This is a genomic window from Enterobacter cloacae complex sp. GYL001 (assembly GCF_049237125.1).
Lineage (GTDB): Bacteria > Pseudomonadota > Gammaproteobacteria > Enterobacterales > Enterobacteriaceae > Enterobacter > Enterobacter hormaechei_C.
Genome location: NZ_JBMKGW010000010.1, coordinates 66,631 through 92,633 on the forward strand (window position 1 = coordinate 66,631; position 26,003 = coordinate 92,633).

The window sequence follows — 26,003 nt, forward strand, 5'->3', positions numbered from 1 at the left end:
GTCATGAATCAGATCCACGTCATTGCCCATACGCACTGGGATCAGGAGTGGTATTTCACCCGTCAGGACAGCATGGTGCTGGCGTCATATAATTTTGCGGACGTCATCAACACGCTGGAGCAGGACTCCGCTTACACCTGCTATCACCTTGACGGACAGATGGCGGTAGTGGAGGACTTTCTCGCCATCAATCCTGATTATCGCGCCAGGCTGGAAAAGCTGGTCAGAGAAAAAAGGATCTTCGTAGGGCCATGGTATACCCAGACGGACACCTACAACGTGCATGGCGAATCGATTATCCGCAACCTGAAGTACGGCATTTTTTCTGCCCGGACGCTGGGGCATGCGATGCAGGTTGGGTATCTTCCGGATACCTTTGGCCACAATGCGCAAATGCCCACGATCTTGCAGGGCTGCAATATCGACAATATCGTCTTCTGGCGCGGTATCGATCACGACAGGCACGCCAAAAGCAGCCAGTTCCTCTGGCGCGCACCCTCAGGTGCGACCGTCATCGCCTGTGCGATGGCGCTCGGTTATGGCGCGGCTAAAAACATGCGTTCGGAAGCCTCCCATCTCCGGGGAAAAATCTACCCGATGACCACACTTTTGCGTTCACGGGCCGGTCTAAACGACCTGCTCCTGCCCTGCGGCGGCGATCAGGTCAGCATCGACCCGGCGCTGCCGAAAATCCTGGAGGTCGCCAGCGCACAGTCCCCGGATCAGGACCGTTACTTCATCAGCTCTCTGGAGCGTTATGTAGAAACCCTTCGCGCGCAGCGTGAACAGTTTGAGCTCCTGGAAGGAGAGCTGAAATCGCCGCGCTACACCCGCATCCATAAAACGATCGGCTCCGTGCGCTACGACATCAAAAAGAAAAACGATGAGGTTGAACAATTCATCCTGCGACAGCTGGAGCCGACAATCGCAATGGCGCGTCACCAGGGGATTCCGGTCAACCTCGCGGTAGTCGACACCCTCTGGAAAAAGCTGTTGCGAAACCATGCCCACGATTCCATTGGCGGCTGTAATAGCGATGCCACCAACCGCGACATTCTGCATCGTATGGAACAAACCGAACAGCTGTGCCATAGCCTGTGGAATCTGGTGGTGAAAACCCTGGCCGCCGCCTGCGTTCAGGATGGCGACCTGCTGATTTTTAACTCGCTGGCTACCCCAACGCAGCGCGTGGTGATAGCCACACTGTATAGCCGGGCGGATAATATCGCCCTGACGCATCAGGGGCAGCCCATCCCTTTCGACGTCCTGGAAAGAGACATTCTGCCCGGCGGAACGGCGATCTCCCTTACCGCCGAGGGCGAGTGCGAGACGCCCCTTCTCCCTTATTACCGCTGGCACGTTGCGGTAAAGACACCGGTTCTGCCGCCGATCGGCTATTTCACCGTTAACGTTGAAGAAGACCCTGCGCCTTTCCTGGCGTCTGAAAAGATAAAGGGCAGCGAGATTGAGAATGCGCATTATCGACTGTCGCTGGATGCCGGAACGCTTACCCTGCATGACAAACGCAGCGGCAGACGTATCCCCTCTTTCTTTACCTTTGAAGACTGCGCGGACGCGGGCGACAGCTACGATTTCTCACCGCTTGCGGGCGACGCGCCGACGCGCTGTTCGCATTTTACGCTCGTCGACGGCGTAAAAACGCCGCTTGTCGAAAAGCTGACCGTCGAGGCCACAATGCGTCTTCCGCAGGATCTCGCCAGCCGTCAGGATACGGCCCGAACGCCGTTATCCATTCGTCTGGTCTGCGAATTACGCCACGACGATCCGAATCTGTATGTCGAGGCTTCGCTGGAAAACAGCCACTGCGATCACCGGCTACGTTTACTGATCGGCAGCGATGTTCACACCCGTCACGCTATCGCCTCACAGCCCTTCGCAATCATCCAGCGCGAAACGGGATATGACGGTGAACACTGGCAAGAACGCTATCGCGAGAAGCCCGTGGATATCGAAACCAGCGAGGGCATTATCGCTGTCACGGAACCGGGTAAAGCGCTGGTTGTGACTAGCCGTGGCATGAAAGAATTTCAGATTATCGGCAGCGAACCCGCTGCTATTGCCCTGACGATGTTTAAATCGACGGGCGTGCTCGGACGCAGCGATCTCGAATGGCGACCGGGTCGGGCCTCCGGCATCAATAATACGGTGGTTGAGACTCCTGATGCCCAGTTGCTGAAACCGTTGCGCTTTTCATTCACCGTCGCGCTGGCCGACAACGCCGACCACCTCACGCTGCGCCAGCTGGAAAATCAGGCGGCTGGACAGCCCTTCACCTACCAACGGCAAACGCTACACACGCTCGATCACCGTCTTGAGCGCTTTTCGTTGCGTCTGCCCGAGCGCAGGCTTCCGGCAGAGTTCTCGCTACTGACCGTGCCGGAGCCGCTCATCCTTTCCGCTCTGCCCCATGCGCAGCTGCTGCATGGCACCGTCTTACGCGTATTTAACGCCGGGACACAACCGGCTCCCGTCCCGGAAAGTCTGGCAGTGTTACGGCAGATCAACTATCTGGAAGAGCCGATGCAACCGGTAACGGCGATCCTCCCCTCCGCAACCTGCGATTTTTTGATTGAGGCTTAATATGAACTTGCTGGCATTGACGCATCCCGATCTGGTGTTTATCAACCCGCCCCAACGTACGCCGGAAGCAGTGATCCGTTGGCTCACCGAGCCGCTCGCCAGGCGGAAGGTCATCAACGATCGAGAGGCATTTATCGAAAGCGTTTTACAACGTGAAAGTGAAGGCCCTACCGCGCTGGGTGAAGCGCTCGCCGTCCCGCACGGTAAAACCGAGGCGGTGCAACAGGCGGCATTTTGTCTGGCGCTCTTTGACGATCCGATATGCTGGCCGGGGCTGGAGGGTGATGAAGAGGTGAGGATGGTTTTCCTGCTCGCCATTCCGCCAGCGGAAGCAGGCAGTACGCATATGCACCTGCTGACGACGCTGACCAGCAGACTCACGGATGAGCGGGTGCGTGAGCAATTGCTGGCGGCGCGTACGCGGGAAGAGGCGATGTCTGCGCTGAGTAATGAAGGTTCTCAAAAACAGGACGATGCCCCCGAAAGCTCTCTTCTCATCCCGTTGGTACTGGGCTGCATCGTTACCGTAGCCTTTTTGCAGGCAGGGTTGAGCTGGGCCTGCGGGGTGAGTTAATCGAGCAGCGCTCAGCACAGGCTCTGCTGAGCGCTTGTTTTTGTTGAATAATTAATCAGATTTTTCCTTCGAGTCTTTACAATTGCCCCAGCGCCCGCCGTATGTACTCTCGTCTTTTTACTTTGTTCTGCATCAAAAAAATCGCAAACTTGTTTGATGCAAATCACTATATGTAGCACTTAAAATGCACGCCGACCCAACATCTTGTATTTATCGTCTACTATTCCAACAACAAGACGGCGCGAACGCTGGCCGGAATTGTGGATAACACGAGCTGGGCACGCGGGAAGTCTTTGCCGCGGCGAGGAATACGTCCGGTGAATACTTCTCCACCTTTGTGGATAACCTGTTTTTAAAATGGAGTGATCATGACACCGCATGTGATGAAACGTGATGGCTGTAAAGTGCCGTTTAAATCAGAGCGCATCAAAGAAGCCATTCTGCGTGCAGCTAAAGCAGCGGGAGTCGATGACGCAGATTACTGCGCCACCGTCGCAGAAGTCGTTAGCAGCCAGATGCATGAACGCAGCCAGGTGGATATCAACGAGATCCAGACCGCGGTTGAAAACCAGCTGATGTCTGGTCCGTACAAGCAGCTGGCGCGCGCCTACATTGAGTATCGTCACGACCGTGACGTCCAGCGTGAGAAACGCGGTCGCCTGAACCAGGAGATCCGCGGCCTGGTAGAGCAAACCAACTCGTCGCTGCTCAATGAAAATGCCAACAAAGACAGCAAAGTGATCCCAACCCAGCGCGACCTGCTGGCCGGTATCGTCGCCAAGCACTATGCCCGCCAGCACCTGCTGCCGCGCGACGTGGTGTCTGCGCACGAGCGCGGTGAGATCCACTATCACGATCTCGACTACTCGCCGTTCTTCCCGATGTTTAACTGCATGCTGATCGACCTGAAAGGCATGCTGACCCACGGTTTTAAAATGGGTAACGCCGAGATTGAGCCGCCGAAATCCATCTCCACCGCGACGGCGGTAACGGCGCAGATCATCGCCCAGGTGGCGAGCCACATCTATGGCGGCACCACCATTAACCGCATCGATGAAGTGCTGGCCCCGTTCGTGGCCGAGAGCTTCAACAAACACCGTAAAACGGCGGAAGAGTGGCAGATCCCGGATGCCGACGGTTACGCCCGTTCCCGCACCGAGAAAGAGTGCTACGACGCGTTCCAGTCGCTGGAATATGAGGTAAACACGCTGCACACCGCCAACGGCCAGACGCCGTTTGTGACCTTCGGGTTTGGCCTCGGCACCAGCTGGGAATCACGCCTGATCCAGCAGTCTATTCTGCGCAACCGCATCTCCGGCCTCGGTAAAAACCGTAAAACGGCGGTGTTCCCGAAACTGGTGTTCGCCATTCGCGACGGCCTGAACCACAAGTTTGGCGATCCGAACTATGACATCAAGCAGCTGGCGCTGGAGTGCGCGAGCAAGCGTATGTACCCGGACATCCTCAACTACGATCAGGTTGTGAAAGTCACCGGTTCGTTTAAAACGCCAATGGGCTGCCGCAGCTTCCTCGGCGTGTACGAAGATGAGAACGGCGAGCAGATCCACGACGGGCGCAACAACCTGGGCGTCATCAGCCTGAACCTGCCGCGCATCGCGCTGGAAGCTAAAGGGAATGAAGCGGCCTTCTGGACGCTGCTGGATGAACGTTTACAGCTGGCACGTAAGGCGCTTATGACCCGCATCGCCCGTCTTGAAGGGGTGAAAGCCCGCGTCGCGCCAATTCTCTATATGGAAGGAGCCTGCGGCGTGCGCCTGAAGGCGGACGATGATGTGTCGGAGATCTTCAAAAACGGTCGCGCATCGATCTCTCTTGGCTATATCGGCATTCACGAAACGATTAACGCGCTGTTTGGCGACAAGCACATCTATGACAACGACGCCCTGCGTGAGAAAGGTATCGCGATTGTGCAGCGCCTGCGCGATGCGGTAGACCAGTGGAAAGAGGAAACTGGCTACGGTTTCAGCCTGTACAGCACGCCGAGCGAAAACCTCTGCGATCGCTTCTGCCGTCTGGACACCGCCGAGTTCGGCATCGTGGAAGGCGTGACCGACAAAGGTTACTACACCAACAGCTTCCACCTCGATGTGGAGAAGAAGGTGAACCCGTACGACAAGATCGACTTTGAAGCGGCCTATCCGCCCATCGCGAACGGCGGTTTTATCTGCTACGGCGAGTACCCGAACATTCAGCACAACCTGAAGGCGCTGGAAGACGTGTGGGATTACAGCTATCAGCACGTGCCGTACTACGGAACCAACACGCCAATTGACGAGTGCTACGAGTGCGGCTTTACCGGTGAGTTCGAATGCACCAGCAAAGGCTTCACCTGCCCGAAATGCGGTAACCACGACGCAGCCCGCGTCTCCGTGACCCGCCGCGTGTGCGGCTACCTCGGCAGCCCGGATGCCCGTCCGTTTAACGCCGGTAAGCAGGAAGAGGTGAAGCGCAGGGTGAAACATCTGGGGAATGGGCAGATCGGGTAATCCGCTGCCACGTTAATGCCCGGTGGCGCTGCGCTTACCGGGCCTACGGACCGCTCTCTTTTGTAGGCCGGGTAAGCGCAGCGCCACCCGGCGTGGTTATTCGCGATGAACTATCACCAGTACTACCCCGTCGACATCGTCAACGGCCCCGGCACCCGCTGCACCCTGTTTGTATCAGGCTGCGTTCACGAGTGCCCCGGCTGCTACAACAAAAGCACCTGGCGCCTGAACTCGGGTATGCCGTTTACCGCTGAGATGGAAGACCGCATCATCAACGACCTGAACGACACGCGCATCAAACGCCAGGGGATCTCGCTCTCCGGCGGCGACCCGCTCCATCCGCAAAACGTGCCGGCGATCCTGAAGCTGGTAAAACGCATCCGCCGCGAGTGCGCGGGAAAAGACGTCTGGGTCTGGACGGGCTATAAGCTGGATGAACTGAATGCGCAGCAGATGGAAGTGGTGGATCTGATTAACGTTCTGGTCGACGGCAAGTTCGTGCAGGATCTAAAAGATCCTATGCTTATCTGGCGCGGCAGCAGCAACCAGGTTGTGCATCATCTGCGTTGAATGAAGGCGGATATCCTCTGTCCGCCTGAACGTCAAAACCGACTCAAACTCTCCATCGCCTCAGCCTTAAACGCCGCAAAATTCTCGCACTGGCACAGGCGCGCCATCGCGCGTTCACGCAGGAAGGTGACAAAGATGTCGTAAATCGCCATTGCCTCTTCGTACTCGCTTTTGCTGATGGCGAGCAGGAAGATGACATGGGCGGTTTCATCTCCCCACTGAATGCCCTGCGGCGCCAGCACGGTGTAGACCACCGTTTTTTGCGCCAGCAGCCCGAGGGAGTGCGGCAGCGCGATGCCGTCGCCGAGCATGGTGCTGACAATGGCTTCACGCTCGATAACCGATTCCAGAAACTCCGCGCCGACAAAACCTTCCCCTTCAAGCTGCCCGCACAGTTCGCGGAACAGCGTTTGCTGGTCGACAGGCTTGTCGAGAATGCGGAAATGGGCCGCGTCGAAGTATTTTTCCAGCATCCACGGGCGGGTGCGATCCACCAGCACCAGCTTGCCGATCTGCTCTAACTGATAATCGGTCGGGAACGGGGCGATCATCACCACCGGTTTGGATTTTTCGCTCACGCGGGCGGTGGAGATCACGAAGTCTTCGCCAATGGCATCGGCAAGCTCGTACTCACGAAGGGTGAGCGTGCGCGTCACCTCAATCTGCGGATATTTACGCTGAAGTACCGCCTCGATCATGCGCACCATCGCGTTACCGGCATCGCATACCAGCAGCACCCGCGGCTGGCGCTGGTAGCCGATATTGTAATGGCGCTCCAGCCCGACGCCGATATGCAGCACCAGAAAACCAATTTCGTTTTCGCTGATCACATACGGGGTGTATTTGCCCCAGCTCGACACCGCCGCGAGGGTCATATCCCACGCCATCGGGTAGTGCTGCTTGATGTTATCCAGCAGCGGATTGGGGATCATGATTTGATACCGCACGCGGGTGATCATGGTTTTGATGTGCGTGAGCAGATCTGCATGCAGTTGCTCATCGCTCAGCAGGTTGTAGTTATAGTGGGTGTTGATGTAGCGCAGAATGTAGTTGACCAGCGCTTCATCGTCGTCGGCGTTAATCGCGCTGGGGGCGATCTCCTGGATCTGCCGCGCCGCAATGTGCACGCACAGCCAGCTCTCTTCTGACGGCGAAAGCGCTTTGCCCGCCAGCTCCTGGATAGCCACCGCGATATCTTTCGCCGCCTCACGCACGTTCTCTTCCACGTCCTCCGCGTGGAATTCCGGCAGCGGATACCCCTCGCTGATGCGCCGCACCGACACCGCGCAGTACAGGCGCAGGAACAGCTCGCCTTCATCGGTCAGGCGAATGTGATGGCGCGTCAGCGCATCGTGCAGCACCGGCACCATCTTTTCCGCCACCCCCGCGTTCAACGCCACGTCGGTCACCAGCGGGTTCAGGCTGTCCTGCTGCGCCAGCTCCCACAGAAGGTCGGTCAGGCAGGCGCGGATCGCCATCTCGCTGCCAAACAGCTTCATCCCGTGGCGCGGGCGGGTTTCCAGCGTCAGGTTGTAACGGTGAAACCACTCACGCACTTCCACCATGTCGCTCTGCAACGTGGCCCGGCTGACGAACCACTCATCGGCCAGATCCTCCAGCTTGAGGGAAAAGGCTGACGTCAGAAAACGCACCACCAGATAGTGCACGCGCTCCGGTCCGGTTCGCGGAATACGCAGCGCGCGCGGGTGGGACGCCTGCAATTGTTGATAGCGCACCACATCATTAATTTTGAGCTGATAGCCGTTGCCCCGGCTCAAAATGAACTGCGCGCCGTGGCTGGCCAGCAGCGCGTTCAGGGCGGTGATATCCGCCCGGACGGTTCGCGTGGAGACCGACAGCCGCTGCGCCAGCTCGTCCTGCGGCAGCGTCTCGTTTTGCAACAGATCGAAAAGTTGCGCTAAACGTTGGTTCGGAAATCGCACGTCGTTGTCCTCTTACTGCTCAGGGTGAAATGACCATCTGGGATGGGCTGCCGACCGGGGTATAGTCTGGCTCGGCGCTCAGCTTGCCGTCCGGCGCCACGCGGAAACGGGTAATGTTGTCGCTGCGCTGGTTCATGACGTACAGCCAGCGACCCTGCTTATCCAGCGTCAGGGTGCGCGGATAGTCGCCGCGCGTCCAGACATCATTCTGATGCGTCAGCGTACCCTCTGCCGTTACGGTAAAGTGCCCGATGCTGTTATGCAAACGGTTAGCGACATACAGCTGTTTCCCGTCGGCGCTTAGCGCCAGCCCGGCAGCAAAACTGGTGCCTTTATAACCGTCCGGCAAGGCTGAAACCGTTTTACCCTCTTTCAGCCTGCCATTACTGTCCAGCGCATAATGGGTGAGCGTAGACGCCTCTTCGTTAATCAGCCACAGGGCATCGCCTTTCGGCGTAAAGACGAAGTGGCGCGGCCCGGCCCCTTTTGAGGAGGCGCTGATAAATGGCGGATCGTTCGGAGTCAGCTTCCCGGTTTGATCGTCAAAACGGTACTGATAGATGCGATCCAGCCCCAGATCGGTGGAAAAAACGTATTTCCCGCCCGGATCGGCGGCGATCATGTGCGCATGTGGGCCGTTATGATCGCTGATGGCGAAACTGCCTTCGACGGCAGCTTCCGGCTTCGCCGCGCCCGGTTCGCCTTTGTCCTGATGGGTGTCCGTAGCATCGCCCAGGCTGCCGTCTGCGTTAACGGGCAGCACCGCGACAGTTCCGCTGACGTAGTTTGCCACCAGCAGATGTTTGCCGTTCGGCGTCAGGGAAAGATACACCGGCCCCGCGCCGCCGGAGGACACCTGATTCAGCTCGCTCAGCGCGCCGTTATCACCGATGCGCAGCGCCTGCACCACGCCCTGCTCCACTTCGCTTGCCAGATACAGCGTTTTGCCGTCGTGTGAGACGGTTAACTGCGCGGCGTTCGGCAGTTTGCTCACCAGTGTTTTATCGTTCAGCGCACCGGTTTGCGGATCGACGGTAAAGCGGTACAGCCCTTCACCGTTCGGATTATAGGTGCCCACCCAGGCGTACTGGGTTTGAGCGATTGCAGAGGTAGCAAGTAAAGAGAGTGAAGCGACAAGCAGGGTACGGGTGTGCATGGTGGCTCCTTCGGGTGTGTGCGGTTTGTTTCCCCTCGCCCCAGCCCTCTCCCAAAGGGAGAGGGGGTAAAGGTTCCCTCTCCCGGTGGGAGAGGGTTAGGGTGAGGGGCAGGTTCTACTTAACCAGCTTCTTCGTCATCGCCAGCAGCGTACGCACATCTTCCGGACGCGTATCACCGCTGGCTTTATCGATAATCGAGCTGTAGATATGCGGGATGATTTTGCTCACGCCCGCATCCAGGGCGATCTGCAAGATCGCCTCGAAGTTCTCCAGATCGATTCCCCCGGTCGGCTCCAGCCAGAAGTCGTGACGGGCGCAGGCTTCCGCCACCGCCTGGTATTCGTCACGGCATTTCAGGCCGCCCATCGGGAAGTACTTGATGGAGCTGCCGCCGAAATCTTTCAGCAGGGCGATAGCGGTTTCAACCGGCACTATGCCGTCCATAGCTGCGCTGCTCAGCGGGCCGGTGGAGATTTTCACCATGCCGACGGTGCCGGTCGGGGAGACCAGACCGTTGACCACCGACTCATTCTGCCCCAGCAGCGCGCGGCTGGTGGCCACGCCGGTAAAGACCTGGTTAACGTGCTGCGGCTGCACCTGGCGGGAGATTTCACTCACCATCGCCGACTGGTTCGGGTCGCCCGCGCCCAGCCCCACGGAGAGCGCATTATCAATCAGCGCGGCGTATTCGCGCATGTCCGCAACCGCGCTCGCCACGTCCGGGTAATTTTTGGAGAGCACGCCCACCAGCACGTGACCTTCCGCCGCCTCGTAAATGGCGCTGGCGTTGGCCTTTGAGCCTGCCAGCACGTTCAGGCAGACGCGGTCACGGTAAAAGTTGGGGGTCAGTTTCATGCTTTTTTCTCCTGTCCTAATACTTCGCTAATGCGGCGGTACACGATGTTCAGCTGGTCAGCATTCACGCTGCGCACGTCCGCCTCGATAATCCCTTCGTTGGCCTTATAACCACGGAAGTAAATGGCGTATTCGCCCTGTTTCAGCTTCGCCACCAGATCGCCCGTGCCGACGCCCGTAGCGGCTTCGTCGAACTTAATCTCGGTACGGGCGATATCGCGACCGGCGCTGTCCCAGACCACGCGCGCGGTCACGCCGTTCAGGGTGTTCAACGCGTCGATAAACGGCGTCATCTTCGCCACCATCTCGGCCCCGCTCTCTTTGGTCGCCGTCAGGTAGTGTTCGATGGCGCAGGTCAGGCCCAGGATACCCTCTTTGCCCACTTTCATCGCGCGACCAATGCCCGCCGTCTGGCGCTTCACCCACTCAACGTACTGGGTTTTGCCGATCACCAGCCCGCTGGTTGGCCCTTCGATCGCCTTCGCGCCGCTGTAGATCACCAGATCGGCACCGGAGCGGTAGTAGGCGTGCAGATCTTCTTCCGCCGCCGCATCGACGATCAGCGGGAGATCGTGCTTGCGCGCCACGACCGCCGCCTGCTCGACGCTGAGCATGCTTTTCTGCACGCAGTGGTGCGATTTGATGTAGAGGATCGCCGCCGTGCGCGGAGTGATCGCCGCCGCCAGCTGATCGGCAGAGCATTCGTTGGCGTAGCCCGCCTCCACCAGCTTGCCGCCGCCCAGCGCCACCATGGTGCCCACCGGCGCGCCAAAGTTCACGTTGTGGCCTTTCGGCAGGACGATTTCGTTGTTTTCAATCGGTGTGACGTGCAGGTTTTCCAGCAGCCAGTCGCTGTCTTTCACCAGCACCGCCGCCACGGACTGGGCAATGCCCGCCGACGCGCAGGAGACCACCGTCGCCCCTTCCACCTCCAGCAGCTTCGCGATGTATTCCCCGGTTTTATTGACCAGATCCTTCATCTCGAAATAGTGATTCATGCCGTCCATCGCCGCCTGCACCACTTCCGGGCGCGGCGTGGAGACACCCAGCGCCGTCATGCGGCCAGAGGTGTTGATAACCTGCTTTAAGTTGTACTTCTCATAAATCGAAGGCATGTTCCGTGCTCCCTTGTTCGGTCATGTAGCCCTTGCCCGCGCGGATCGCGGCAAGCGGCATCAGAATGTGTTCAGCCTGTAGGCTGTCGTTTTCGGCATCCGTCAGCACCGTCGGCTGGCGCTTGAGCGTAAACAGCGTCAGATCGGCGTCGAGGCCAGGCTGAATGCGGCCTTTGCGCGTCAGGCGCAGGCCGTCGGCGGCGTTGGCCGTGACACAGTCAATCACCTGCGGCAATGACATGCCGATGGCGAGGAATTTCGACATCACGCTCGCCAGCGAGCCGACCGGGCCGTTGATGCGGTTGCGGCAGTAAATATCCGAGCTGATGGTATGCGGCAGAATGCCCATCGCAATGGCGCGCTTCGCCACTTCAAAGCTGAAGCTCGCCGTGCCGTGACCGACGTCCAGGCGCACGCCGCGCTTCAGCGCAGACGTAATGGAGGCGCGTAGCTCGCCGGAGGGCGTCAGAATGCGGTTAGGCTTGCCGTTGTAGCAGTGGGTGATGATGTCGCCGGAGCTCAGCAGCTCGGCAATCTCATCGAGGTTAGGCGGGTTGTTGCCGATGTGCACCATCAGCGGCAGGTCGCCGTTCTCTTTCTGAATCGCTTTCGCGCGCTCCAGCGGGGTGATGCCGTTTTCACCGACCACGCTGCTGCTCATGCGCGCCTTCAGGCCAACGATAAAATCCGGGTGGCGCGTCACCGCCTGCTTCACCGCATCGGCGTCAATATTCGCCATATTGGCCAGCTCGTTCTGGGCAATCAGCCCCACACGGGAGATGTTCAGCAGGGCAAACACCTCGGTGGAAGCCTTGCGGGTGATGGCGTAAAAATCGTCCACGTCGTCGGCGCCAGTGCTGCCCGCGTCCACCACGGTGGTGACGCCGGTGGCAATGCCCACGCTGTCCGGCTCGTCGTGGTAAATCGGGGAGTTCGGGTAGCAGTGGACGTGGGAGTCAATCCAGCCCGCGCTGACGAACACGTCGCCGTTCAGCTCAACCGTTTTGCGGGCGGGAGCGTCAATGTCGCCTGTCGCGGCAATCTTCCCGTCCTGGATGGCGATATCGGTCAGGGTATCGTCGGCGAGGCGCGCACGGCGCAGGAGTAAATCAAACATGAGGATCTCCTGATAAAGCGGGCACCGAAGCGCCCGCGGGTATTAAAGGGCGACCGGGAACAGCCAGCCCAAAATCATTGCGCCGAGGATGGCGCCACCGGTAATCGGCTTCTGCCAGATGTAGAACAGCAGCGCGCCTACCAGGGAACCGACGCCGATTGGAATGGAGGCGGTCATGGCGCTGAGGATAATCAACGGCCCGAGGAAGCGGCCGGAGGCGTTACCCGCGCCCATCATCACGTCTGCACCGTAGGTGGAGTTGCTCTGATTGATGGTGAACTTACGCGCCAGGATGATGACGTAGCCAATCGCCAGGCCAATCACCAGGCCGGTAATCAGCGCGGCAATGAAGTTGGTCACCGGGAACATGATCCCCGCGCCCAGCAGCAGCGCCGGAACGCCGAGGCCCACGCCGGTCTGGATCGCACCGCCGATATCGAGAATACCCACCAGCGAGCCTTCGATAATACGGGCGAACAGGAAGCTAGCACCGAACGCCGCCACCGCGCCGTAGACGCCGGTATCGATTCCCGCTTTCAGCATCGCCACGAAGGCCACTTCGTTAAACGCGCCGATGCCGTAGAGGTAGTACATGTGCGTCCCGGCGAAGACGCCGGAGGAGAGCAGGCCAACGAAGATCGGGAACGACCAGTCGGCATACCAAAAACCTTTATTCTGTTCCATTTAGAGGCTCCTGTTATTTACCGCTGAGCGAGTTGTGGATCATGTCGAGCCAGTTCGGCACGGTCAGATGGAAGGATTCGATCATCTTCATGTCGAAACCGCGGAAGAAGCCGCTCAGCACGAAGAGCAGGACGATCGCCGCCATCATCACTTTGGTGACGTGGTTCCAGCCACTCTCTTCAACACCTTTACCAATCAGAATACCCAGTACCAGACCCGGTACGGCGTTACCCATGATCAGCTGTGCCGCGCCGCCAAAGATGGTGGCCCAGAAGCCCGATTTTTTACCCGCGTCGATGGCCGCCAGCCAGAAGATCACCGGCATCACGGTGTTGACCAGCAGGTTCGCCGCCGGTACCAGCACCTTCACGGCGGTCACCTGAAGCGCTGCCGGAACGGAGGAGGCGGTCAGGTTAAGGAAGGTCACGACAATCATGCCGATGATGCCGCAGGCAATCGCCATTTTGCGCGGGTCATGCAGCGTTTCACCGACGTTACGGTTTTTAATCATCAGTGCAGCAGCACCCCAGTTCGGGATGATGCGGTGGTCAACGTCCTGTGTGAAGGCACCTGCGGCCACGGAAGAGGCCCAGGCGTTAAAGAAGAAACCTAACCCAAAGGAGAAGTGGGACGCCGGATCCCCTTCGCAGGAGTTCAGTTCCCCCAACGTACGAAACGCGCCCATACCCTGAGTGGTAGGCGCATGAAACATGCGTGCAGCCCCGGCGCCAACACCGACGCCAACCAGGCCGCCAATGATGAGCGATTTTATTAATATAATTAAGAACATCAGTCTGCCCTTTTATGAATAATCAGCGTTGCGTGACGAAATCCACCTGGTCGAGATTGATGGCGGTCACGTTGACGGTCACATCCAGCTCCACGCTGTAGGTGCGTCTTTCCCGGCGCAAAAAGAAGAACAGAAACGCTTCTTTTCGCACCGCTTCTTGCGCCTGAACAACCTGCACATCCTGTGGCTCAATACGCAGTAAGATATGCGGTGAGGCTTTCATCACCGCAGCCTGAACGTGGTTGAGGGCGTCGGCAAAGGCGCGCGCTTTGGCGTCGCCCTTCCCCTTCACTCTCACCGTGGTTGTGAACTGTTCTTTCATGCTTACGCGCCGTATTTCTTCTGCCACGCCTGTACCAGACGCTCGCCCAGCTCTTCTTTATCCATAAAGCCAAAGCCCAGCACGTTGCAGCCTTCGTTGATGGCGGTCACCCCCTCATCCACGGAGCGCATGCCGTATTTGGCCTTGTAGCCATATTTGGTCTGAGCGGTGATGGCGCCCGCGCCGCCGCTGCCGCAGAAGGAGATCCCGAAGGTGGCGTTTTCTGCTTTCATCACGTCACCGAGCTTCATATCCGCTGCCATGCCCGGTACGACAACCGCGCGTCCGCCGGCTTTTTCCACACCCGCAGCCACTTTCTGACCTTTACCCAGGCGATCGCCAATCACGACTGTAATCTGTTCCATGTGTTGCTCCTTAAAGGTTGTCTTTCGCGACTTCGAAGTGAACGGAGAGCAGCCAGGCCTCTTCATCAGGAAGGTTGCCGAACTGCGCTACCACTTCACGGGCGAGTTGCATTGAATCTGGTGAAATTTCGTCAAACAGCTCTGCTTCAACCTCTGGCAGCGGCTCGCCGGTCACGGACCGGTGCGCCATTGCGCGAACGTGGGAGGTCAGCATCTGCTCCTGTACCGCGTTGGGAATGATGTTGTGCCGGGCCAGCAGGGCGTAGACCTGCTGAAGCATGGTGTTCGCGAGCTGTTCTGTTTGCACCGCCTGTTCCCCAACGTCGTTCATTACCGCTCCGTTAATCACTCGTCTTACCCCGTTAATGGCTCTGGAATAAAACTAACGTCGAGGGGGAATTGTTTGTAGCGAGTTGTTTTCCACTTCGAAGTGGAAAGGCGAGCAGCGGCAGTGATCTGTGCCACATAAATGCGGTGAATCTGTATAAATCGCTGGATTTACGTGATGAATATCACGCTATTACGCGGCATTAGACTGGTAAGCGGAGTGGAAAAGATTACGAGCAGGCTCGTAGAAATGTGACGTGGATAAGGTTTTCTTATGGGGATCCGCTAGAGTGGCGGCGGGTGCTTGAGACTGACCGTCTCAGGCATGGGACAAAAGTGGAAAGCCCCGCCTGATAAAAAATCAGGGCGGGGGCTCGAAACGACACGTCACACCGTGGAGTTCGCTACCTCGCCCGCTTTAAAGCAAGGAGGCATCCATGAAACGCAGAAACCCAAGTATCGGGGTTTTGATGATTATTTCTTTGACAATAATCATCTTAACGCTGGTGACGAGGAAAACACTGTGCGAGATCCGTTTTCGTAACGGCTCGCTTGAAGTGACAGCGCGGATGGATTGTCGCTCCGGCAAGTAGGGAGCAACGATGCGGGGGCGCATCATGCGCCTCCGCATACGGGGAGAGGACGTACAGCTCAGGCACCCAATTAACGATACTTTTTGTGGTACGTGTTGCGGGTCGCGACAAACTGATCGGCTGCCGCCTGGGCTTCCTTCACTTTGCCTTCGTTCGCCAGCTTCAACGCGCCGTCAATCTGGCCGAGCAGCACGTCAAAACCGTGGCGGTAGTCTTTCATCTCGGCGCTGTCTGCCGCTTTGCTTTCCAGCTTCGGCGGCGTCGCTTTTTGCGCATCCAGCGCGGCTTCACGCATTTTAGTCAATGCGTCTTTCATGTCCGCCGCATTGTCCGTTTTCTGCACCACCTTCAGGTTTTCACTGAGGATGTCCATGTTGTCTTCGAGATCGGCAGCAAACGCAGACGAGCCAAGAACCAGCGTTGAAGCCGCGACGATCGCTAACAGGTGTTTACGCATTGCTCACTTCCTTTTTTTATTATTAATCACGCTTTTACGGGGATTATTGCCCGGCGATTTTCATCTCCGGCAGTAATACAGAACCACACTGAATATTGCTGCGTGTTTCAATATCGTTACCGACCGTAACAATATTGCGCCACATGTCCTTCAGGTTGCCGGCGATGGTGATTTCGCTCACCGGATACTGAATTTCACCGTTTTCGACCCAGAAGCCCGCTGCACCGCGAGAGTAGTCGCCGGTAATACCGCTCACGCCCTGCCCCATCAGCTCGGTGACCACCAGGCCGGTGCCCATCTCTTTCAGCATCTGTTCAAAATTCAGGCCCTGTCCGGCAATGCGCCAGTTATGAATGCCGCCCGCGTGCCCGGTGCTTTTCAGCCCCAGCTTACGCGCGGAGTAGTTGGTCAGCAGCCACTGGGTCAGAATGCCGTCTTTCACGATATCACGACGTTCCGTGCGCACGCCTTCGCTGTCGAACGGCGTAGAGGCCAGCCCTTTCAGCAGGTGTGGGTGCTCTTCGATGGTCAGCCATTCCGGCAGGATCTGCTTGCCCAGCGAGTCGAGCAGGAAGGTCGATTTACGGTACACCGAACCGCCCGCAATCGCTCCCACCAGATGACCAAACAGGCCGGTTGCCACTTCGTTGGCAAAAATTACCGGCGCTTTCATGGTGGAGAGTTTACGCGGCGAAAGGCGTGACAGCGTGCGTTCGGCGCACGCTTTTCCCACCCACTCCGGAGACTGCAAATCTCCCAGCGCGCGGCCAATGGTATACGCGTAATCACGCTCCATATCGCCGTTTTCTTCGGCGATGACGCAGCTGGAAAGCGAGTGGCGGGTTGAGCAGTACCCCTGCAACATGCCATGGGAGTTACCAAACACTTTAATGCCGTAGTGGCTGTTAAAGCTGCCGCCTTCGGTATTGGTGATGCGTTTGTCAGCCTGCAAAGAGGCCTGCTCGGCTCGCGCGGCCAGCTCAATGGCTTCATCCGGCGTCACTTCCGCGGGATGGAACAGATCGAGATCCGGCGCGTCAAACGCCAGCAGCTCTTTATCGGCCACGCCAGCGTAAGGGTCCGGGGAGGTGTAACGCGCGATATCCAGCGCCGCCTGCACCGTACGGGCGATGGCATCCGGGCTCAGATCGGTAGACGACGCGCTGCCTTTACGATTCTGGTGATACACCGTGATCCCCAGCGCGCCATCGCTGTTAAATTCTACATTCTCCACTTCGCCATAGCGGGTGCTCACGCTAATGCCGGTGGTTTTGCTGACCGCCACTTCGGCGCCATCTGATTTACCTGAAGCGAGCGTCAGCGCGGTGGAGACGGCTTCTTCCAGGATCTTACGCTGCGCTTCAACTTGTGAGGTTACTTTCATCGCAAATGCCATACTGTAAGAGAGAGTTAAGTGAAGTCTAACAGAGAACCGTTTTTCAGTGCGCGTCTTAACTGGTAACATTAGCCTCTTTTTTTAAGGAGCCTGACATGACTAAGCAGCCCGAAGACTGGCTCGACGACGTTCCCGGTGATGACATCGAAGACGAAGATGATGAGATCATCTGGGTCAGTAAAAGTGAAATTAAACGTGACGCCGAAGAGTTAAAACAGCTTGGCGCAGAAATGGTAGAACTGGGTAAAAACGCGCTGGATAAGATCCCGCTCGACCAGGATCTGCGTGATGCCATTGAACTGGCACAGAAAATCAAGAAAGAAGGGCGTCGCCGCCAGCTTCAGCTTATCGGTAAACTGCTGCGTCAGCGCGACGTGGAGCCGATCCGTCAGGCGCTGGACAAACTGAAAAACCGCCACAATCAGCAGGTTGCGCTGTTCCATAAGCTGGAGCAGATCCGCGATCGTTTGATCGACCAAGGTGATGACGCGGTACCTGAAGTGCTGAACCTGTGGCCGAATGCCGACCGCCAGCAGCTGCGATCGCTTATCCGCAACGCGAAGAAAGAGAAAGAAGGGAATAAGCCGCCGAAGTCTGCGCGCCTGATTTTCCAGTATCTGCGCGAGCTGTCTGAGAACGAAGAGTAATCTGTGCGGGTTTGCGCCGGATGGCGGCGTAAACGCCTTATCCGGCCTACAAGGTCGTGCGAAAAAATGTAGGCCCGGTAAGCGCTAGCGCCACCGGGCTTTTTTTTACTCTGCGGCCGCGGCTTTCTTCGCCAGACCGTCCAGCAGCTTCTGATGGATCCCACCAAACCCACCGTTGCTCATCACCAGAATGTGATCGCCAGGCTGTGCGGCTTTCACCACCATATCCGCTAAGACATCCACGTCCGCACTCCAGTGCGCCGGCTGAATGCAGGCGTCTGCCACTTCCGCCACCTGCCACGGAATATGCTGCGGTTGCAGCAGGAAGACTTCGTCGGCACGCCCTAAGGACGGCGCGAGATCGTCTTTGCAGATGCCCATTTTCATGGTGTTCGAACGCGGTTCCAGCACGGCCAGAATGCGCGCGGTGCCGCCAACTTTGCCACGCAATGCGGCAAGCGTCGCCAGAATGGCCGTTGGGTGGTGCGCGAAATCGTCATACACGGTAACGCCGTGGGCTTCACCGCGCAGCTCCAGACGGCGACGGGCGTTGATAAACGAGCCCAGCGCATTGGCGGCATCCGCAGGCAGTACGCCCACGTGACGCGCCGCGGCGATCGCCATCAGGCCGTTGTGCATGTTGTGCTCGCCCACCAGGCCCCACTTCACCTCTCCCACTTTCTCACCGTCGAGCAGCACTTCCCATTCGGAGGCATCCGCGTTGAGCTTTTTCGCCTGCCAGTGCCCCTGCTCGCCAACCAGCTCCTGCTCGCTCCAGCACCCCATCGCCATAGTCTGCTTCAGGTTGATGTCGTTCTCCGGCAGGATAATGCGGCCCTGACCCGGAACAATGCGCACCAGATGGTGGAACTGTTTCTGAATCGCTTTCAGGTCGTCAAAGATATCCGCGTGATCGAACTCAAGGTTGTTGAGGATCAGCGTGCGTGGGCAGTAATGCACGAACTTGGAGCGCTTGTCGAAGAACGCGCAGTCGTATTCATCCGCTTCAATCACAAAGAACGGGCTGTCGCCCAGACGCGCGGAGACGTCGAAATTCCCCGGTACGCCGCCGATCACGAAGCCCGGCTTGTAGCCGCAGGCTTCGAGGATCCAGGTCGCCATACCGGCGGTGGTGGTTTTGCCGTGCGTCCCGGCAACGGCGACAACCCAGCGGTCGCGCAGGACAAAATCATGCAGCCACTGCGAGCCAGACATGTACGGGATATTGCGTTCCAGCACCGCTTCAACGCATGGATTCCCACGGGTCATGGCGTTACCCACGATCACCAGATCCGGCTGCGGCTCCAGCTGGCTGGCGTCATATCCCTGAATCAGAGAAATTCCCTGCTTCTCGAGCAGCGTGCTCATCGGCGGATACACATTGGCGTCCGAACCTGTCACTTCATGGCCCAGCGAGCGCGCCAGCATTGCCAGTCCGCCCATGAAAGTGCCACAAATCCCCAATATATGAATGCGCATACGTCACTATCCTTCTTCAATGTGGCGCACATTTTACTCACATGTCAGCGGCTGTGAAACGCATTTCAGGTAAATCCGTATTTTGCTGGCGCGATTCACCTCTGCGCTAATATTTGAATGTTTGTTAAGATTGTTGGACATCAACCGCTTTACTCAACATAAGATGCAGGGAAAGTGTTATGAAAACGTTAGGTGAATTTATTGTCGAAAAGCAGCACGAGTTCTCTCATGCTACGGGTGAGCTCACTGCTTTGCTGTCGGCAATAAAGCTGGGCGCTAAGATCATCCACCGCGATATCAACAAGGCCGGTCTGGTCGATATCCTGGGTGCCAGCGGTGCCGAGAACGTTCAGGGTGAGGTTCAGCAGAAACTCGACCTGTTCGCCAATGAAAAACTGAAAGCTGCACTGCGCGCGCGCGACATCGTTGCGGGTATCGCCTCTGAAGAAGAAGATGAGATCGTCGTATTCGAAGGGTGTGAACACGCGAAATACGTTGTTCTGATGGATCCGCTGGACGGCTCCTCCAACATCGACGTTAACGTTTCTGTCGGTACCATTTTCTCCATCTACCGTCGCGTCACGCCGGTTGGCACACCGGTGACGGAAGAAGACTTCCTGCAACCGGGCAGTAAACAGGTTGCTGCCGGTTATGTGGTGTATGGCTCGTCCACCATGCTGGTGTACACCACCGGCTGCGGCGTACACGCCTTTACCTACGATCCGTCCCTGGGCGTGTTCTGCCTGTGCCAGGAGCGTATGCGCTTCCCGGAGAAGGGCAACACCTACTCCATCAACGAAGGCAACTACATCAAATTCCCGAACGGCGTGAAGAAGTACATCAAATTCTGCCAGGAAGAGGATAAAGCCACCCAGCGCCCGTACACCTCGCGCTACATCGGCTCGCTGGTGGCAGATTTCCACCGTAACCTGCTGAAGGGCGGTATTTACCTCTACCCAAGCACCGCCAGCCACCCGGACGGAAAACTGCGTCTGTTGTACGAGTGCAACCCGATGGCATTCCTGGCCGAACAGGCAGGCGGCAAGGCGAGCGACGGTAAAGAGCGTATTCTGGATATCGTGCCGGAAAGCCTGCACCAGCGCCGTTCGTTCTTCGTCGGCAACCGCCATATGGTGGATGACGTTGAACGCATGATCCGCGAATTCCCGGACGCGTAACGCGTAGAAAGGGGAGCCAGACAGGCTCCCCTTTTTTTCAGGCCGTTTGCGTCGTCAGCTTGAAGGAGGCCATCGCTTCCATCAGTTCGCGCGACTGTTCCTCCAGGGAACGTGTTGCCGCAGATGATTGCTGGACCAGCGCCGCATTTTGCTGCGCCGTTTCATCCATCTGATTGACGGCGATATTCACCTGCTCAATACCGCGGCTCTGCTCCTGGGACGCCGTCGCAATTTCACGCATCAGTTTGGTCATACGCAGTACTTCGGTGGCGATCTCGTCCATCGTCTCACCGGCCTGCTGCGCCAGCTCGCTGCCCTCGTTCACGTGGGTTTGCGAATCGCTGATAAGCGAGCGGATCTCTTTCGCCGCATCAGCACTGCGGCTGGCGAGATTACGCACCTCACCCGCCACGACCGCAAAACCTCGCCCCTGCTCACCCGCACGCGCCGCTTCAACGGAGGCGTTCAGCGCCAGAATATTGGTCTGGAAGGCAATGCCGTCGATGACGCTCAGGATATCGGCGATGCGCGCCGAACTGCCGGAGATGTCGCGCATCTTCTCAATGACATAGCAGACCATTTCACTGCCGTGATCGGCGGTATCGGAGACCGACTTCGCCAGCTGGTGCGCCTGCTCGGCGTTATCGGCGTTAAGTTTCACCGTGGCGGTGATCTCTTCCATGCTGGCGGCCGTCTGCTCCAGCGAGGTGGCGGTGGATTCCGTGCGCTGGGCCAGGTTCATATTCCCGGCCGTCAGCTCGCGGCTGCCGGTATCAATCTGCGAGCTGGCGTCACGCACCCGCAGAACCGAGTCCATCAGCGACTGGCGCATCCCTTCGATCGCCGCGTTAAGGCGATTAAATTCCTGGCTCGCGGGCGCGTTCAGGGTATGGGTTAAATCTCCGGCCGCCACATGTTCCAGCTGGGCAATCGAGGCTGAAAGCGGCTTGAGCAGCATATGGCGCAGCACCAGCCAGGCCAGCACGATAATGCCAGCCGTCAGCAGCGCCGCGACGATAATCAGGATCAGCACGCGGGTTTTACTCGCCTGCACGGCGCTCACCTCCGCTTTACCGCGCGCCTCGCTCCATGCCTGGAACGCCTGCATATCGTTATCAAACTGCTTCGCCACCGGGACCAGCTTGTTTTCCAGCAGATCGTAATAGCTGTCCGCGCTTTGCTCGTTCAGGGCTTTCAGCATCGGGCTGATACCCTGCTGGTTGTACACCGCCAGGCTCGCGGCGACGTTATCCAGCAGCTTTTGCCCCTGCTCATCCGCCACGCCGCTGCCGATCACGTCCTTCAGCGTTTTCTGTGCCAGCGCCACTTCCTGGTTAATGGTTTTGACCGCCCTGGCCGCATCGTCCAGCAGGCCGACCTCCATCATGCGGACGGCCTGCCCCGCTTCGTTACGCGCGCGCAGGATCAGCGTATAGCCGGCATTCAGCTGCACCATCTGTTCACCCTGAAGATGATTGATGCGCTGGAGAGAAGCGGAACTTTGTGTAAGGGCATAAATGCCGATGCCGCTGACAATCAGCAGCAGAAGGGTCATAACGGCCAGTAAAGAGAGCAAGCCGGTACGAATCGATAGCGTTTTAAGCATGATGTTATTTCCGGTAGCGAGATATTTCTGGGCATAAAAAAAGAATATCGGCCGCTACCGGAAAATGTTTAGAGTTTAAGCAATTTCAGCATGTTATCGCTCTGTTAAAGATGTATTCACCCGGGTAACAGGCGAGCTCTGGCGGTTCTCCCACAGCACCGTCAGGCCGCGCTGGAGCGCGATAAAAATAAACAGCAGAATGCCGATGGCGATTTTGGTCCACCAGGAGCTGAGCGTGCCGTCGAAGTTGATATAGGTCTGAATCAGCCCCTGGATCGCCACGCCAAACAGCGTGCCGAGGACTGTCCCCACTCCGCCGCTGAGCAGCGTACCGCCAATCACTACCGAGGCAATGGCGTCCAGCTCAACGCCCACCCCCGCCAGGGCATAGCCTGCCTGGGTATAAACCGAGAATACAATCCCCGCGAGGGTGGCCAGCCCGGTCGAAAGCATGTAGATGCGAATAGTCGTGCTGCGCGTGGAAATTCCCATCAGGTTCGCGGACGTGGCGCTGCCGCCAATGGCATAAACCTGGTTACCAAATCGGGTACGGTGGGCGAGGAAGATCCCGATCACCACCACGCCCAGCATCAGCAGCCCCATTGCGCTCAGGCGCCCCCCGCCGGGAATTTTCCACGCCAGACTGGAGAGCGTGTCGTAGATCGGATGGTTAATTGGAATTGACTCCTCCGACACCAGATAGCTCACGCCGCGCAGGAAGAACATCCCGGCGAGGGTGATGATAAAGGCCGGGATTTTCAGCGCATCGATCAAAAGCCCCATAAAGGCGCCGAACGCGCAGCCCATGACCAGCACCAGCGGAAAAGCCAGCAGCGGCGAAATCCCCCAAAAGCCAATCGCCTTGGCAAGGAACACGCCGGTAAAGGCGATCACCGACCCAACGGAGAGGTCGATCCCGCCGGAGAGGATCACAAACGTCATGCCGACGGCGATAATGCCTAAAAAGGCATTGTCGGTCAGGATGTTGCAAATCACCCGCGTGGAGGCGAAGCCCGGGAACTGGGTCAGGCAATAGAGGTACCCCAGCACGAACACGCCCAGCGTGATCATTAACGGCAAATTACGTTTTATCATGACCGCGGTTCCCCTTAATGAGAGTGATAAAGCGCGGCGACTGCACGATAAGTACGATAAGCACCACGACCGCTTTGACGACCTGATTCAGCTCCGGCTGGAACCCGGAGAGCAAAATACCGGTATTCATACCCTGAATAATCAACGCCCCCACCACCGAGAGCAGCAGATTAAAACGTCCGCCCATCAGCGATCCACCGCCGATAACCACCGCGAGGATCGCATCCAGCTCGAGCCAGAGTCCGGCGTTATTGGCATCCGCTCCGCGAATATCGGCGGCCACGATCACCCCGGCAATCGCAGCACAGACGCCGCTCAGCACGTAAGTCAGCATCACCATCAGCCGCGTATTTACCCCGGCGTTTTTCGCGGCCCGAATGTTAATCCCCACCGCTTCGATGAACATCCCGAGCGCCGTTTTGCGGGTGAAAAGCCAGAACACCACCAGCGTCACCAGCGCGACGATCACCGGCGTCGGGAAGAACAGAAAATTACCGCTGCCGATCCACGCCAGGCTCGGGGAGTTAAAGGTGACGATTTGACCGGAGGTGATAAGCTGCGCTACACCGCGCCCGGCCACCATCAAAATCAACGTCGCGACAAACGGCTGGATCTTGAGCACTGCGACCAGAATGCCGTTCCATAGCCCGGCTAATACACCGGAGCCCAGCGCGGCCAGCAGAACCACCGGCAGGCTGTGCCCGGCGACGGTCATCGAGGCGGCGGTGGCGCCCGCAATCGCCATTACCGCACCGACGGAGAGGTCGATCCCGCCGGTGGCAATGACCAGCGTCATACCAATCGCCAGCAGCGCCACGGGCGCGGCACGGTTTAAAATGTCGATCGGGCTACCAAACAGGCGGCCATCCTGCACGACGATCTGGAAAAAATGCGGAGCCACCAGGCTATCCACCAGCAGCACCAGCAGCAGCGCCACGATTTGCGGCGTGCCGGTCGGCCAGGTGAAGCGGCGCTTCGCTTCGCCAGTTTGCGAAAGAGAACGGGACATCACATTTGACTCCTTACGCCGCGATGGCATTCATGATCGCCGGTACCGACAGTTTATCCAGCGGGATCTCTGCCACCTGCCTGCGATCGCGCATGATGATGACGCGATCGGCATAGCCGACCAGCTCCTCCAGCTCGGACGAGATCACCAGCAGCGCCAGACCGTCGGCGCAGAGCGTTTCGATAAGCCGGATGATTTCGGCGTGCGCGCCCACGTCGATACCGCGCGTGGGCTCGTCGAGGATCAGGAATTGCGGCTTGGTGAGCAGCCAGCGCGAGAGGAGAACCTTCTGCTGGTTACCGCCCGAGAGGAACTCGATGGGCTGTTCCGCGCTCGGGGTACGTATACCGAGCTGGCGGATGAAGCGCTCGGCAATCGCGTTCTGCTCGCGCTTAGGGATCGGACGCAGCCAGCCGCGCTGGGCCTGTAGCGCCAGAATGATGTTTTCCCGCACCGAGGCGGCGGCAATAATCCCGTCCGTTTTCCTGTCCTCCGGACAGAAGCCCACCCCGAGGCACGACGCCTGATGCGGTGAACGTAGCGTTTGTGGTTTGCCTTTGATCAGCGCCGTTCCGCTGTCGGCAGGTTTGATCCCGAAGATGACTTCGGCGGTTTCGGTGCGCCCGGAGCCTAACAGCCCCGCCAGACCCACAATTTCACCGGGGCGTACCTCGAGGTTAAACGGCGCGATGGTCCCTTTTCTGCCGTAATCGTGAAACGCGGCGATCGGTTTTTCGCTCAGCAGCGTACGGCCCGCGCGCTGAAGCGCGTTGGTCTCGAGCTCGCGGCCCAGCATCATTTTGACCAGCTCTATCTGCGGCAGCTCGCGGGTTTCCCGGCAGCCGACAAAGCTGCCGTTGCGCAGCACCGTTATACGGTCGCTCACCTCGTAAACCTGATCGAGGAAATGCGTCACGAAAATCAGGCTGACGCCCTGATTACGCAGCTGGCGCATCAGGGTAAAAAGCATCTCCACTTCCTGGGTATCGAGGCTGGCGGTGGGTTCATCGAGGATCAGCACTTTCGCCGAGAGATCGATAGCGCGACAGATCGCGACGATTTGCTGCATCGCTACGGAAAAACGGTTCAGCGGTTCGCGCACGTCGAGAGAGAAGCCATACGATTCCATCAGCTTCGCGGCGCGCGCTTCCATCTCTTTGCGGCGCAGCAGGCCAAAACGTCTGGGTTCGCGGCCAATAAACAGGTTATCCGCTACCGACATGTTTGGCAGCAGGTTCACTTCCTGGTAGACCGTGCCGATCCCCAGTTGCTGGGCATGCGCGGTGTTTTTGGGCGAAATGGCGTTACCTTCCAGCCAGATAGCGCCGCGATCGGCGTGATAGACCCCGGTCAGGGTTTTAATCAGCGTCGACTTCCCCGCCCCGTTTTCGCCGAGCAACGCCATGATCTCCCCACGCCGCAGGCTGAAATCAACGTTATCCAGCGCCTTAACGCCAGGGAAAAATTTACTCAGGCCCTCTGTGCGGAGGATTTCCTGGTGTTGTTCGGTGGTCATGGTTTCCCCCTGCATCAGGCCGGATGACGCTACGCTTATCCGGCCTACAAAAGAGCGTATCGTAGGCCGGGTAAGCGCAGCGCCACCCGGCAATTTCACT

Annotated in this window: 24 protein-coding genes; 7 read left to right on the forward strand and 17 right to left on the reverse strand. The window is 58.2% G+C overall.

Annotated elements, in window-relative coordinates:
- Positions 1–3 precede the first annotated feature (3 nt).
- The 4 genes from ACOTWU_RS17060 (at position 4) to nrdG (ending at position 6,252) form a co-directional block, all read left to right on the forward strand.
- On the forward strand, positions 4–2,601 hold the full coding sequence (locus ACOTWU_RS17060; RefSeq protein WP_126498735.1) for a glycoside hydrolase family 38 C-terminal domain-containing protein: 2,598 nt from the start codon (positions 4–6) through the stop codon (positions 2,599–2,601).
- 1 nt (position 2,602) lies between these two features.
- On the forward strand, positions 2,603–3,175 hold the full coding sequence (locus ACOTWU_RS17065; protein WP_015572515.1) for a PTS sugar transporter subunit IIA: 573 nt from the start codon (positions 2,603–2,605) through the stop codon (positions 3,173–3,175).
- 368 nt (positions 3,176–3,543) lie between these two features.
- Positions 3,544–5,682 carry an anaerobic ribonucleoside-triphosphate reductase gene (nrdD, locus tag ACOTWU_RS17070; RefSeq protein WP_015572514.1) on the forward strand — a complete coding sequence of 713 codons (2,139 nt, stop codon included), beginning with the start codon at positions 3,544–3,546 and terminating at the stop codon, positions 5,680–5,682.
- A gap of 105 nt (positions 5,683–5,787) precedes the next feature.
- Positions 5,788–6,252, forward strand: coding sequence for an anaerobic ribonucleoside-triphosphate reductase-activating protein (gene nrdG, locus ACOTWU_RS17075; RefSeq protein WP_015572513.1), 465 nt, complete (start codon positions 5,788–5,790; stop codon positions 6,250–6,252).
- Between the two features lie 32 nt (positions 6,253–6,284).
- Here the strand turns inward: nrdG and ACOTWU_RS17080 are convergent, their stop codons facing one another.
- From ACOTWU_RS17080 to ACOTWU_RS17125, 10 genes are all read right to left on the reverse strand, one after another.
- A complete protein-coding gene (locus tag ACOTWU_RS17080) occupies positions 6,285–8,195 on the reverse strand; it encodes a BglG family transcription antiterminator (protein WP_017383912.1) in 1,911 nt (636 codons plus the stop codon).
- 19 nt (positions 8,196–8,214) lie between these two features.
- The gene (locus ACOTWU_RS17085; RefSeq protein ID WP_086626220.1) at positions 8,215–9,351 is read right to left on the reverse strand and encodes a lactonase family protein; all 1,137 of its coding nucleotides are present in this window, start codon (positions 9,349–9,351) and stop codon (positions 8,215–8,217) included.
- Positions 9,352–9,466: 115 nt separating this feature from the next.
- A complete protein-coding gene (dagF, locus tag ACOTWU_RS17090) occupies positions 9,467–10,207 on the reverse strand; it encodes a 2-dehydro-3-deoxy-phosphogluconate aldolase (RefSeq protein WP_015572511.1) in 741 nt (246 codons plus the stop codon).
- On the reverse strand, positions 10,204–11,322 hold the full coding sequence (locus ACOTWU_RS17095) for a DgaE family pyridoxal phosphate-dependent ammonia lyase (RefSeq protein WP_017383914.1): 1,119 nt from the start codon (positions 11,320–11,322) through the stop codon (positions 10,204–10,206). The genes dagF and ACOTWU_RS17095 overlap by 4 nt, the downstream gene beginning before the upstream one ends.
- Positions 11,306–12,439, reverse strand: a complete 1,134-nt coding sequence (locus tag ACOTWU_RS17100) for an amidohydrolase/deacetylase family metallohydrolase (protein ID WP_017383915.1) — start codon at positions 12,437–12,439, stop codon at positions 11,306–11,308. Before ACOTWU_RS17100 ends, ACOTWU_RS17095 begins: the two co-directional genes overlap by 17 nt.
- Before the next feature lie 42 nt (positions 12,440–12,481).
- On the reverse strand, positions 12,482–13,123 hold the full coding sequence (locus tag ACOTWU_RS17105) for a DUF4310 family protein (RefSeq protein ID WP_015572508.1): 642 nt from the start codon (positions 13,121–13,123) through the stop codon (positions 12,482–12,484).
- A gap of 13 nt (positions 13,124–13,136) precedes the next feature.
- Positions 13,137–13,913: a DUF4311 domain-containing protein gene (locus ACOTWU_RS17110; RefSeq protein ID WP_006810337.1), complete on the reverse strand. Its 777-nt coding sequence runs from the start codon at positions 13,911–13,913 to the stop codon at positions 13,137–13,139.
- 22 nt (positions 13,914–13,935) lie between these two features.
- Positions 13,936–14,235 (reverse strand): DUF4312 family protein, encoded by a 300-nt coding sequence (locus tag ACOTWU_RS17115; RefSeq protein ID WP_006810338.1) that lies wholly within the window; start codon positions 14,233–14,235, stop codon positions 13,936–13,938.
- 2 nt (positions 14,236–14,237) lie between these two features.
- On the reverse strand, positions 14,238–14,600 hold the full coding sequence (locus tag ACOTWU_RS17120) for an SFCGS family glycine-rich protein (RefSeq protein WP_006810339.1): 363 nt from the start codon (positions 14,598–14,600) through the stop codon (positions 14,238–14,240).
- Positions 14,601–14,610: 10 nt separating this feature from the next.
- On the reverse strand, positions 14,611–14,949 hold the full coding sequence (locus ACOTWU_RS17125) for a PRD domain-containing protein (RefSeq protein ID WP_026080657.1): 339 nt from the start codon (positions 14,947–14,949) through the stop codon (positions 14,611–14,613).
- 415 nt (positions 14,950–15,364) lie between these two features.
- Here ACOTWU_RS17125 and ACOTWU_RS17130 point away from each other — a divergent pair, with 415 nt between their 5' ends.
- Positions 15,365–15,520: a Hok/Gef family protein gene (locus ACOTWU_RS17130; protein ID WP_017383916.1), complete on the forward strand. Its 156-nt coding sequence runs from the start codon at positions 15,365–15,367 to the stop codon at positions 15,518–15,520.
- A 70-nt stretch (positions 15,521–15,590) separates the two neighbouring features.
- On the opposite strand, the gene cybC is transcribed toward ACOTWU_RS17130, so the two are convergent.
- Together cybC and pmbA are read right to left on the reverse strand one after the other, a co-directional pair.
- Entirely contained in the window at positions 15,591–15,977 is a 387-nt protein-coding gene (gene cybC / locus ACOTWU_RS17135; RefSeq protein ID WP_032652320.1) for a cytochrome b562, read from the reverse strand.
- 43 nt (positions 15,978–16,020) lie between these two features.
- The gene (gene pmbA / locus ACOTWU_RS17140; RefSeq protein WP_015572506.1) at positions 16,021–17,373 is read right to left on the reverse strand and encodes a metalloprotease PmbA; all 1,353 of its coding nucleotides are present in this window, start codon (positions 17,371–17,373) and stop codon (positions 16,021–16,023) included.
- Between the two features lie 95 nt (positions 17,374–17,468).
- Between pmbA and yjgA the strand changes: the two genes are divergently transcribed.
- Complete coding sequence (gene yjgA, locus ACOTWU_RS17145) at positions 17,469–18,020, forward strand: ribosome biogenesis factor YjgA (RefSeq protein WP_017383918.1); 552 nt, start codon at positions 17,469–17,471, stop codon at positions 18,018–18,020.
- A gap of 105 nt (positions 18,021–18,125) precedes the next feature.
- On the opposite strand, the gene mpl is transcribed toward yjgA, so the two are convergent.
- A complete protein-coding gene (mpl, locus tag ACOTWU_RS17150; RefSeq protein ID WP_126498736.1) occupies positions 18,126–19,499 on the reverse strand; it encodes a UDP-N-acetylmuramate:L-alanyl-gamma-D-glutamyl-meso-diaminopimelate ligase in 1,374 nt (457 codons plus the stop codon).
- Between the two features lie 179 nt (positions 19,500–19,678).
- On the opposite strand from mpl, the gene fbp reads away from it, so the two are divergent.
- Complete coding sequence (fbp, locus tag ACOTWU_RS17155; protein ID WP_003856070.1) at positions 19,679–20,677, forward strand: class 1 fructose-bisphosphatase; 999 nt, start codon at positions 19,679–19,681, stop codon at positions 20,675–20,677.
- A 37-nt stretch (positions 20,678–20,714) separates the two neighbouring features.
- Here the strand turns inward: fbp and ACOTWU_RS17160 are convergent, their stop codons facing one another.
- From ACOTWU_RS17160 to ytfR, 4 genes are all read right to left on the reverse strand, one after another.
- Positions 20,715–22,283, reverse strand: a complete 1,569-nt coding sequence (locus ACOTWU_RS17160; RefSeq protein ID WP_017694651.1) for a methyl-accepting chemotaxis protein — start codon at positions 22,281–22,283, stop codon at positions 20,715–20,717.
- 93 nt (positions 22,284–22,376) lie between these two features.
- Positions 22,377–23,378: a galactofuranose ABC transporter, permease protein YjfF gene (gene yjfF, locus ACOTWU_RS17165; RefSeq protein WP_017383921.1), complete on the reverse strand. Its 1,002-nt coding sequence runs from the start codon at positions 23,376–23,378 to the stop codon at positions 22,377–22,379.
- Positions 23,365–24,390: a galactofuranose ABC transporter, ATP-binding protein YtfT gene (gene ytfT / locus ACOTWU_RS17170; RefSeq protein WP_017383922.1), complete on the reverse strand. Its 1,026-nt coding sequence runs from the start codon at positions 24,388–24,390 to the stop codon at positions 23,365–23,367. The genes yjfF and ytfT overlap by 14 nt, the downstream gene beginning before the upstream one ends.
- A 10-nt stretch (positions 24,391–24,400) precedes the next feature.
- Entirely contained in the window at positions 24,401–25,903 is a 1,503-nt protein-coding gene (gene ytfR / locus ACOTWU_RS17175) for a galactofuranose ABC transporter, ATP-binding protein YtfR (RefSeq protein WP_017383923.1), read from the reverse strand.
- Positions 25,904–26,003: the final 100 nt, after the last annotated feature.

Excerpts from the sequence above, each read along its gene's own strand:
- ACOTWU_RS17060 (WP_126498735.1), top strand. The coding sequence starts at position 4 with ATGAATCAGATCCACGTCATTGCCCATACGCACTGGGATCAGGAGTGG.
- ACOTWU_RS17065 (WP_015572515.1), top strand. The coding sequence starts at position 2,603 with ATGAACTTGCTGGCATTGACGCATCCCGATCTGGTGTTTATCAACCCG.
- nrdD (WP_015572514.1), top strand. The coding sequence starts at position 3,544 with ATGACACCGCATGTGATGAAACGTGATGGCTGTAAAGTGCCGTTTAAA.
- nrdG (WP_015572513.1), top strand. The coding sequence starts at position 5,788 with ATGAACTATCACCAGTACTACCCCGTCGACATCGTCAACGGCCCCGGC.
- ACOTWU_RS17085 (WP_086626220.1), bottom strand. The coding sequence starts at position 9,351 with ATGCACACCCGTACCCTGCTTGTCGCTTCACTCTCTTTACTTGCTACC.
- dagF (WP_015572511.1), bottom strand. The coding sequence starts at position 10,207 with ATGAAACTGACCCCCAACTTTTACCGTGACCGCGTCTGCCTGAACGTG.
- ACOTWU_RS17095 (WP_017383914.1), bottom strand. The coding sequence starts at position 11,322 with ATGCCTTCGATTTATGAGAAGTACAACTTAAAGCAGGTTATCAACACC.
- ACOTWU_RS17100 (WP_017383915.1), bottom strand. The coding sequence starts at position 12,439 with ATGTTTGATTTACTCCTGCGCCGTGCGCGCCTCGCCGACGATACCCTG.
- ACOTWU_RS17105 (WP_015572508.1), bottom strand. The coding sequence starts at position 13,123 with ATGGAACAGAATAAAGGTTTTTGGTATGCCGACTGGTCGTTCCCGATC.
- ACOTWU_RS17110 (WP_006810337.1), bottom strand. The coding sequence starts at position 13,913 with ATGTTCTTAATTATATTAATAAAATCGCTCATCATTGGCGGCCTGGTT.
- ACOTWU_RS17115 (WP_006810338.1), bottom strand. The coding sequence starts at position 14,235 with ATGAAAGAACAGTTCACAACCACGGTGAGAGTGAAGGGGAAGGGCGAC.
- ACOTWU_RS17120 (WP_006810339.1), bottom strand. The coding sequence starts at position 14,600 with ATGGAACAGATTACAGTCGTGATTGGCGATCGCCTGGGTAAAGGTCAG.
- ACOTWU_RS17130 (WP_017383916.1), top strand. The coding sequence starts at position 15,365 with ATGAAACGCAGAAACCCAAGTATCGGGGTTTTGATGATTATTTCTTTG.
- cybC (WP_032652320.1), bottom strand. The coding sequence starts at position 15,977 with ATGCGTAAACACCTGTTAGCGATCGTCGCGGCTTCAACGCTGGTTCTT.
- pmbA (WP_015572506.1), bottom strand. The coding sequence starts at position 17,373 with ATGGCATTTGCGATGAAAGTAACCTCACAAGTTGAAGCGCAGCGTAAG.
- yjgA (WP_017383918.1), top strand. The coding sequence starts at position 17,469 with ATGACTAAGCAGCCCGAAGACTGGCTCGACGACGTTCCCGGTGATGAC.
- mpl (WP_126498736.1), bottom strand. The coding sequence starts at position 19,499 with ATGCGCATTCATATATTGGGGATTTGTGGCACTTTCATGGGCGGACTG.
- fbp (WP_003856070.1), top strand. The coding sequence starts at position 19,679 with ATGAAAACGTTAGGTGAATTTATTGTCGAAAAGCAGCACGAGTTCTCT.
- ACOTWU_RS17160 (WP_017694651.1), bottom strand. The coding sequence starts at position 22,283 with ATGCTTAAAACGCTATCGATTCGTACCGGCTTGCTCTCTTTACTGGCC.
- yjfF (WP_017383921.1), bottom strand. The coding sequence starts at position 23,378 with ATGATAAAACGTAATTTGCCGTTAATGATCACGCTGGGCGTGTTCGTG.
- ytfR (WP_017383923.1), bottom strand. The coding sequence starts at position 25,903 with ATGACCACCGAACAACACCAGGAAATCCTCCGCACAGAGGGCCTGAGT.